Origin of the sequence: Thermanaeromonas sp., from assembly GCF_021890735.1 — a bacterium.
Classification (GTDB): Bacteria; Bacillota; DSM-521; order Neomoorellales; family Neomoorellaceae; genus Thermanaeromonas.
The window spans coordinates 1-7817 of the sequence record NZ_JAKKUR010000081.1 but is presented as its reverse complement, the minus strand read 5'-3'; the positions used below and the strand labels follow the sequence as shown (position 1 = coordinate 7817).

Annotated in this window: 7 protein-coding genes; all 7 read right to left on the bottom strand. The window is 51.1% G+C overall.

The window, feature by feature from the left end:
* Positions 1-161 precede the first annotated feature (161 nt).
* Positions 162-833, bottom strand: a complete 672-nt coding sequence (locus L5656_RS09700) for an AroM family protein (protein WP_297202423.1) — start codon at positions 831-833, stop codon at positions 162-164.
* A complete protein-coding gene (locus tag L5656_RS09695; RefSeq protein ID WP_297202421.1) occupies positions 818-1663 on the bottom strand; it encodes a hypothetical protein in 846 nt (281 codons plus the stop codon). The genes L5656_RS09700 and L5656_RS09695 overlap by 16 nt, the downstream gene beginning before the upstream one ends.
* 1 nt (position 1664) lies before the next feature.
* Positions 1665-2603, bottom strand: a complete 939-nt coding sequence (locus L5656_RS09690; RefSeq protein ID WP_297202419.1) for a DUF1177 domain-containing protein — start codon at positions 2601-2603, stop codon at positions 1665-1667.
* Positions 2593-3726 (bottom strand): DUF917 domain-containing protein, encoded by a 1134-nt coding sequence (locus tag L5656_RS09685; RefSeq protein WP_297202417.1) that lies wholly within the window; start codon positions 3724-3726, stop codon positions 2593-2595. Before L5656_RS09685 ends, L5656_RS09690 begins: the two co-directional genes overlap by 11 nt.
* Before the next feature lie 18 nt (positions 3727-3744).
* Positions 3745-5343: an OPT/YSL family transporter gene (locus L5656_RS09680; protein WP_297202413.1), complete on the bottom strand. Its 1599-nt coding sequence runs from the start codon at positions 5341-5343 to the stop codon at positions 3745-3747.
* Positions 5344-5365: 22 nt separating this feature from the next.
* A complete protein-coding gene (locus L5656_RS09675; protein ID WP_297202411.1) occupies positions 5366-6001 on the bottom strand; it encodes an aspartate/glutamate racemase family protein in 636 nt (211 codons plus the stop codon).
* Between the two features lie 117 nt (positions 6002-6118).
* On the bottom strand, positions 6119-7817 hold a 1699-nt coding region (locus L5656_RS09670; RefSeq protein WP_297202408.1), incomplete at its 5' end, for a PucR family transcriptional regulator.

Here is a 7817-nt window from a genome sequence, read left to right as displayed (position 1 = left end):
AAAGCGCCTAACTCTTCTCCAGCTTGGAAAAGGGCCTCGCCAATGGTGACAGTCGAGGTATCAGTTACTACCAGTAATCTTTCGCCTTTCTCTAAAGCCATACAGCTTAGCAAGAGTCTTTTAGCCACCGCTTTTAAATCCTTCAAACCAGTTACCCTCCCTTAGGATAGCAATTCCTGGAGAGTACGAGCCAGAACTGTCCGCGGCAATATCACCGGTGCGCTAGTATGCTGATGCACTTCTCTCTTCATTTGCACGTTAAATCCGATACAGTCAAGCACTATTACCTCTGCCTGCCATTCCTTAAGGGAAGAGGCGGCGCGCCATATTTCTTCCTTCGGTCCATAGGGCGAGGCAACTTCCACCTTAAGTACCTCTCCTACTCCAGCCCAACGTATCTTTGCCTGCTCTACCTGGCCTTTATCCGGAACTATAACCCCGAGTCGCCTTCCCGTAGCTACACCTGAAGTGAAGTGATATAAGATAACCTGGGGCTTTAAAATCAACCGGGGACAAGAAAAGTTGGGAAACTCACCGGTACAAAGCAATGCGATCATTTCGGCTCCTTCAGCAACGAGCCTATCGATCTGGGCTTGCATTCTCGGGATAATATGTCGCTCGGCAATCTTTACTGAGCTTCCGTCCCTCAATCTGGTAACAAGAACGTAATCTCCGGGGCCTGGCGCTAGTGCCGCGATCTCTTCCCGGGTTAGCCCATCCAAGGCTCCACCTTCGATTATCTCTATATTTTCCCCGAGGATCTCCTTCATTTCCGGCACCACATCCACGCGAGGTGACTGGCCAATGGTAATAGCGCCTACTTTACGTACCACTCTAGCACCCCTTTCTTTCCCTGTTTCCAGGCGCAGGATTGGTGTACCCGGCAACCTTCGCTTCCGGCCTCGCACTCTAGAAGGCTTGCCGGGCTACCGCTGGTCCCTGTACCCTTAACAGCTAAAACAGCCCGCACGGCCTTTTCTACCTCTTCTGGCTCTCCCTCAACGACCATAGTCGTCGAGCCTTCTGCTCCACTTATGCCGCCTTTGCCTATAACAGTACATTTTACTCTGGCTATAATCTCCAGGGCTTCTTTTTCTGTTACTATCCTCCCTACCAGCGGTACAAGCCCTACGGCCATGCCCATGGACCAATCTGTAGCCTTAATCCCCGAGCAGCGGACAGCCTCATCTACGCTACCGGGAATTAGTTTCTCTAGGCCGCAGGCTATAATGATTTTACAGCCCTGAGCCATAAGGCCAGCCAGCCCCTTGCCAGGCTCGCCTCCTAAAGGCCGTCCTAGCATTATGGCCGCCCGGCCGCTAGCGTCAATGGCGTTAGCGCCGATGATGGCCACATCCGAGGGTCCCAAGGTACTGACCGCTTCCGCAAAACAATCATCAATATTGCGAGGCACGCCCTTTTCCAGGAGGATACTGTGGGCTGACCCATCGTGTCGCCCTGTCTTCGTTCCCCTCGGGCTAACGCGTCCTGAGATACGCAAAGTGATTCCCGAAAGCTCCTCGGCCACAGCCGAAACGGTGGTCCCTCCCTTTAGGAGAATACGACCATTTTCTAAGGCTTGCTTAACCTCTGGCAGGGTGGCAATGGCCTTGGCGATAATACGCTTGGCTTCAGCTACGGTCAAGGTCACTTGTGCCCGCATATCAGTTTTTTCTCCCCAAAGTCTGCAAGTGATTCATAGGCCCGTAAAGCTCTTTCAACCGCTCAAACTCTTCCTCATCATAGAAGCGACACTTACCTTTCCCGAAGGCTTTAGCCACCTCCAGGCAGAAACGAACTGCAGCTTCAATATCTATAAGGTGGCTCGCACCAGTAGCACATCCCGGTACCGGTACTTCGGCCGTAATGGCCACACCTACTACCGGGGCCGCTGTAGCTGTGGCGGGCTGTAAGATGCTGTTCAAGTGGTAAATGCCGTTGCCATAGGGTGTAATATCCTGGGTAGTAACGGGAAAAACAACGGGCAACTTGCCGGTAACAATTTGCATCAAATCGAGCAGGTCTTCGCTTACGCGCAAAATATACCCCTCTTTAACGGTGGGGGAGATAGCAAAACCGCGGTGGTTGATCACCCTGTTCCCTTTAGTGGTATCCACGGAAAGAATAGCATCCATAGCTGGGTCTACTTCGTTCCGGTTCATCTCGGCAATATCCACCGGCGAATCCATGAAGGGCACAGGGTCATGGGGCTGAGTGGGTGCATCGGGACATATGTGGGTAGCGATAATCACGTCACCCTCCAGCACGTCCCCTTTTTGTTGCATGTTAGCTAATTTCAAGGCGGCCGCAACTGCCGCCAGGGCGCCGTCTCCGTCGGACACAAAACCTATCCTCTCCGGTCTTGCACCTAACCCCCCCAATCGCCCTATTATCCCCAAGGTAGGTGCACTGCCGCCTCGGGATTTGCCGTTTCTCCCTTTTACCACCGCCTTAATGAAATCGGTGGTACCTTTGGACCCCTTAATGCGTGTTACAGTCACCTCTTCCAGGCCGGCCCCTTTAAGCAGGTCTGCCACTTCATAACCGTTGACATAAGCGCTGTCCAGGAGTTCATAAACTTCTAGAACTTGCTTAAGCGCCATAGCCTTGCACCTCTCCCTCCGAAAGTATATAGTCTGGAAAGACATATTTGATTACTTCCTTACCTGTAGCTTTTTCCAAGGCGAAGAAAAGCTCAGGGTACTTCATTCCGCTACCCAGAATAAGCTCATTACGGGAAACATGCAAAATAGCAACCTCCTGCCCCTCCCTTACCTCTGCCGAAGATACAGGTAGGCCCGTGTCAACATCTAGTGTAGCCAATAGGTCCGGAAAAGTACCTATGCGGTAGTTGTCGACTTCCAGGGTAATATACTCGTTCCAGAAGGTGAGCTCCGCCAGCTTATGATCCCTCTGGACTATTACCTTCCCCACGTCGAATCCTCCGGCAGTCTCAAGACTGACAGAAGCTACCCTGCCCGTGAACACTACTTTTCCCCGCAAAGCTTCGGCCGCAGCCTCAATGGCCTGCCAGGCGCCTTTTTTCTGGGCGGCCAGCATAGCCTTGCCAAGTCTAATACACTGGCTTAGGGCTCCTTTAGCAGCGTTTTCCTTAGCATACTTCACGGTAACCGGGTTTCTAGCTACAGCCACCAGCCCACCAGCCTGAACTGAAGCCTGCCTCACTATGCTAGCGGATACATCCAGCGAACCGCTGACGAATACTTCAACATAGCTTTTTGTCTGGGGATTTCCGCCGACAGCTACCTGCTTAGAAATGTACCCGGCCACTTTATGAAGACCCATGGAACCCATAAGTCCGGTAGGGTGGGCTCTACCATTGCAGGGAGCATCCACTAGGGGGATACCCAGGGCTGCCGCCTGTATCCACCCGTTGATACTTGCCAGACCACCGCATTCGTTGCTGATTAAGCCCCCGATCTGCTCCCCCGTAAATTTCATAAATAGCTCAACGGCACGAATATAGTGTACTGGCCGGACGTAAGCCGTCTGGGCTGCGGGTGCTCCCACAGCTGAAACTGTTAGAAGAGTAGCTTCGTCGGGAAGGTCCTCCAGGGGTATCAGTTCTGGTGTGCCCAGCTCCAAGGCTAGACGGCCAAGCTTACGCCCCCATTCCATGGAGCCTCCTCCGCCGCCGCCCAGGACAGCTCCGCCTAATACAGCTGCTTCCAAAGCCTCGTAATCAAGCACTATCCTTGAAGCCATACCTCTTTCTCCTTTACCCTACTTCCATTTGGCCTTGAGTACGGAGTTAAAGAAGCCATAAAGAGCGTCTCCGGCAATAAAACCGGCAGCTAGAATGGTCATGGGAGTTTCCGCATCCTTACCCATTAGCTTAAGGACCAAAAGGCGAATGATGATACCAGCTAGCACAGCGTAACCGGCTAGGGGATTAAGAATTAGAAGACCTGTGGCTAGCATTATACCCAGCTGCCTTTCGGAACCGCCCAAGGCTTGTATTAAAGCCCCCGGGATGGCCCATAACACTAGGTTCTTTACAATAGTGGCGTCAACCCCTGCCTTAATGGTAGCCACATAAACCCGGTCCACAGGCGGGAACAGATCCTGGCGGAAATAAACATCGTGGAAGAAAGTAACCATTATCCAGGCTACGGCTAGCCCCACGAGACCGGCCAGAAATTGTTGCCAGCGTCCTTCCAGCTCAAATTGACGGTTGCGCCCCCCGCCCCTCAAGATCCAGCCTGCCTTTAAATCGTAACCTGCGTCAGCAAAAGCCGGGCCACCAGAGGCGACAAATCCCACCAGAAGTGCCAGAGCAGGTGCAGGAAACCCAAAAGCAATACCTAAGACAAGAAAGATAAGGGCTGTAGCAAAAGCCGGAAACCACCCAGCATGCATAGCCGAAAGCCCAACGATAAATTCGGCCAGGATGCAGGAGACCGCAGCAAAAACTGCCCAAAACAGAAGCTGCCAAGCCGGCATTTCGGTATATAAGCCGCCTACCATGGCTAAAAGGAGGGCTGCAGCTATATAAAGGCCAAAGCCGCGAAGCAAACCCCTAGTAACCTCTTTTTCGTCTCTGGTGTAATCGCCAGATGAAACATCACTATATTCAGATGCACTTTTTCTCCCTTTAAGGAGAATGGCGACTATCTGAATACCGGCCACTAAGCCGGCACCGATCATCATTCCATGCGGAATGTAAAGCTTATTAATATCCAGACCAAAGAGAACGTTAGAGTAACCTCTAAGTAAGAGACCCGCTCCAAACATGGCCAAGGCCCAAACATTGCCGATAAAAGCTACGCCAAGGGCAGACATGGAAATCTTAAAATATGACCCAATAATACCAATAACAGTACCCAGTACCAGGAATTTGGCCCTTTTCCCTCCTTCATCGCCAGCATAGATGGCTTCGGCTGCCGCCACCCCCGGTGGCCAGGCTGCCTTTCCGGGAAAAACGCGGGAATCGAAGAACCAGTAAAGCATAGCCAGATCAATAAGCATACCCATAGTCGCGCCAATAAGCATAGGGATAACCAGGTCCGGCCGACCCAAAAGGTAGGGGATACCTATAGGGAGGAGCAAGGAATTTGCCGCTCCAAAGGTAGCGCTGGAAATGTTGGATTGGACGAGGTTCTGGCGGTGAATAGAGCGGTATTTAGCAAACCACTGTCCGGGAATACGAGAAAGAGCAATAGCTACAAGTACACCGATAATGGAAGTGTTAGGAGTTACACCCAGGGTTGTAAGTATCTGCAACCCAATTATAGCGCCAAGAATGGAAAGGATAATGTTGACAATAAGGACCCCAGGTTCGAAGGCTCGGGGATGTCTTTCTTCTAGCAAGTTCTTATCCATACAACCCTTCCTCCTTATACCATTATTTTTGCAAAGCATACCATGCCATAAGTCCTCCGGCTTCAACAGCATCGACAACTTGCACAGCCAAATGTCTTCTTATTTCCCTAGCCAGCCCAATGGTAGAATATCCCGTACAGGCCAGGACAATGACCTCTGCTCCTTTTTGGACTAGCCTTTCGGCTGCCTTCATGGCTTTCTCTTTACCGGCAGGGTTCATAAGATCCGTAGTATTTTCTACACCCTCAGGTTTAGCTTCGGCAACTAAACGCTGGCCAAGAATCGAGGTTAAAGCGAGGGGAGTGGTCTCGGTAAGGTTCAGTACACCGATGTTGCTCCCGAGGGCCAAGGCCACAGCGGCTGCCGCCGAACCCGCACCGATAACCGGAACTTGGCACTCCGCCCTCACCTCCTTCAAAGCAGGGTCGGCAGCGCAACTGATAAATATTGCCTTAGCCCCTTCGCTCTCTGCTTGGCGGGCTAAGCGCACTATCTTGGGCACAGCTATTCTCTCCGTCTCCTCATTGTAAATACCCTTGGGCTGGTCAGGAATGCAGTAACTCCGCGTGGGAATCCCAAATCTCTCGGTAATTATACGTCCGTGGGCATTAAGAAGATTTTCATCGTTTGTAGTGAGCACACGAATAACCGCAAGCAACTCTAAGCCCTCCCAGATGAAAACTCCTTGGCCCAAATAATAAAAAAGAAAGCCGCCTGGCTTCTACGGCCAAACGGCATAAAAAAACGGATTGTAATTTGTGCAATATGTCCAAGATCATTGGCCGGCTTTTACTAAAACCCGGGCCTTCAAAGCCAGCCATAGGGATAGCCTTTCATCAGGCGACTTGAGATCGCGTCCGAGAATCTCCTCAATACGTTTTAAACGGTAACGCAAGGTATTGCGATGAACATAAAGCTTCTCCGCTGTAGCCAGCACATTCCCCTGGCACTCGAGGTAAACCCGGAGAGTTTCTAAAAGCACCTCGCGATTTTTAATTTCGGGGCGGTCCAGCGAGCCTAGGACTGACTGGTAAAATCTTTCCAGAACTTCTTCTGACTGCCCTAAAACAGAATAAATTTCCACATCCTCCCAAAAAGCGATGGTCCCTTTACCCTTGAGGCGCCGTGCAAGGCGAATAGCATTCCTTGCCTCTTGATACCTGGTGCCGATTTCCATAGGATCTAAGGCTATAGAACTTATCCCTATAGAAACAGTTATGCCTTTTAGTTCCTGAGCAATCTTACCTTGGATACTTAAAGCCACTTCTTGTAGGCTTCTGCGGAACCTGACCCAATTATCTCTTTTATAGGGTTCCTTTCCAGTAACCGGCAAAATGGCTACAACACTATCGCTCCGCTGCACGGTCAAGGTTCTCCGGTCGAAGGCCATAAGACAAGAATTTACAATCCGGTGAAAACTCCGTTTTAGTCTTTCAGCGCTTATTTCATATTCAACTGGAGACCTAAATTTAAATAGATAGTCAGCGAAATTATCAATATCTATGGCCATTATAACTTTAGGTTCTTCCAGACAAATGCCCAGAGCCTCAGCGCGGCTTAGGGCCAGTTCCCGATGGCGGAAGGCTCCTGCTATTAGGTCTTCTAAGAAGTCCCGGCGGAGGCTCCTCTGCGCTTCCGCAACAGCCTCTTCCTTTACCATCTGGAGAGCAGTTACGGTTACGGCGTGCTCCAGGGCAATATAGTTTAACTCACTTAAAGGAGTCTCTATATCTACCAGTACATATCCATAGCGCCGTCCCCTGACCTCCACGGGAGCAGCAAAATACCGCTGCCTGGTTCCCTTCTGCCAAACAGCAACTTCTATACCTTTAGGAGATGAGCTAGCCCGTCTGGCTTCTTCGGGTGACAACTGGAAGGGTTCTGAAGATGGTCCTTTACCGGCCTCAGCCAGGGGTTTCAATTCCTCATTACAGATAACCACTGGGCGTTCTATTAGGGTGGCCAGGGCTTGGGCTACGGCCTGAAGGTTGTTGGCTTCCAAAGCCACCTGGGTAAGTTTACGGTGAACCTTTTCGGAGTACTCAAGGTGCTTCGATTGCTCAAAGATTATAGCCGCCATTACCGGATGAGTAATATCGATAAACGGGACGTCATCAGGCACGCTTATAAGGGGAAGCTGGAGTTTATCGGCCAAGTGGCACATTTCCTCGGGAATAGTGCCTATAAACCGCCCAAACTTTATAGCTAAGGCCGCCCCCTCTACCCGGGCCATTTCTCGTACGAGATCTAACTGGGCTTGCCGATCATTTTGCATCGCATAACAGGTGGTAACGAGGAGCTCGTTAGGCCTTAGCCACCCCCGGGGATCAGGCACCTCAAGGATATCCACGTATTTGATTACCCGGTCCAGGCCTGCCTTACCAGCTACCAAAGTAGCCTTTTGCAATCCTCCCAATTTTAAAGCTTCTCTAACTGTTATTCCCATCTGCTTCCACTCCACATTTCGGCCCGTC

Bases quoted from the DNA above. Each gene is read 5' to 3' on its own strand.
- L5656_RS09680 (WP_297202413.1), bottom strand. From the start codon at position 5,343: ATGGATAAGAACTTGCTAGAAGAAAGACATCCCCGAGCCTTCGAACCT.
- L5656_RS09690 (WP_297202419.1), bottom strand. From the start codon at position 2,603: ATGGCGCTTAAGCAAGTTCTAGAAGTTTATGAACTCCTGGACAGCGCT.
- L5656_RS09695 (WP_297202421.1), bottom strand. From the start codon at position 1,663: ATGCGGGCACAAGTGACCTTGACCGTAGCTGAAGCCAAGCGTATTATC.
- L5656_RS09685 (WP_297202417.1), bottom strand. From the start codon at position 3,726: ATGGCTTCAAGGATAGTGCTTGATTACGAGGCTTTGGAAGCAGCTGTA.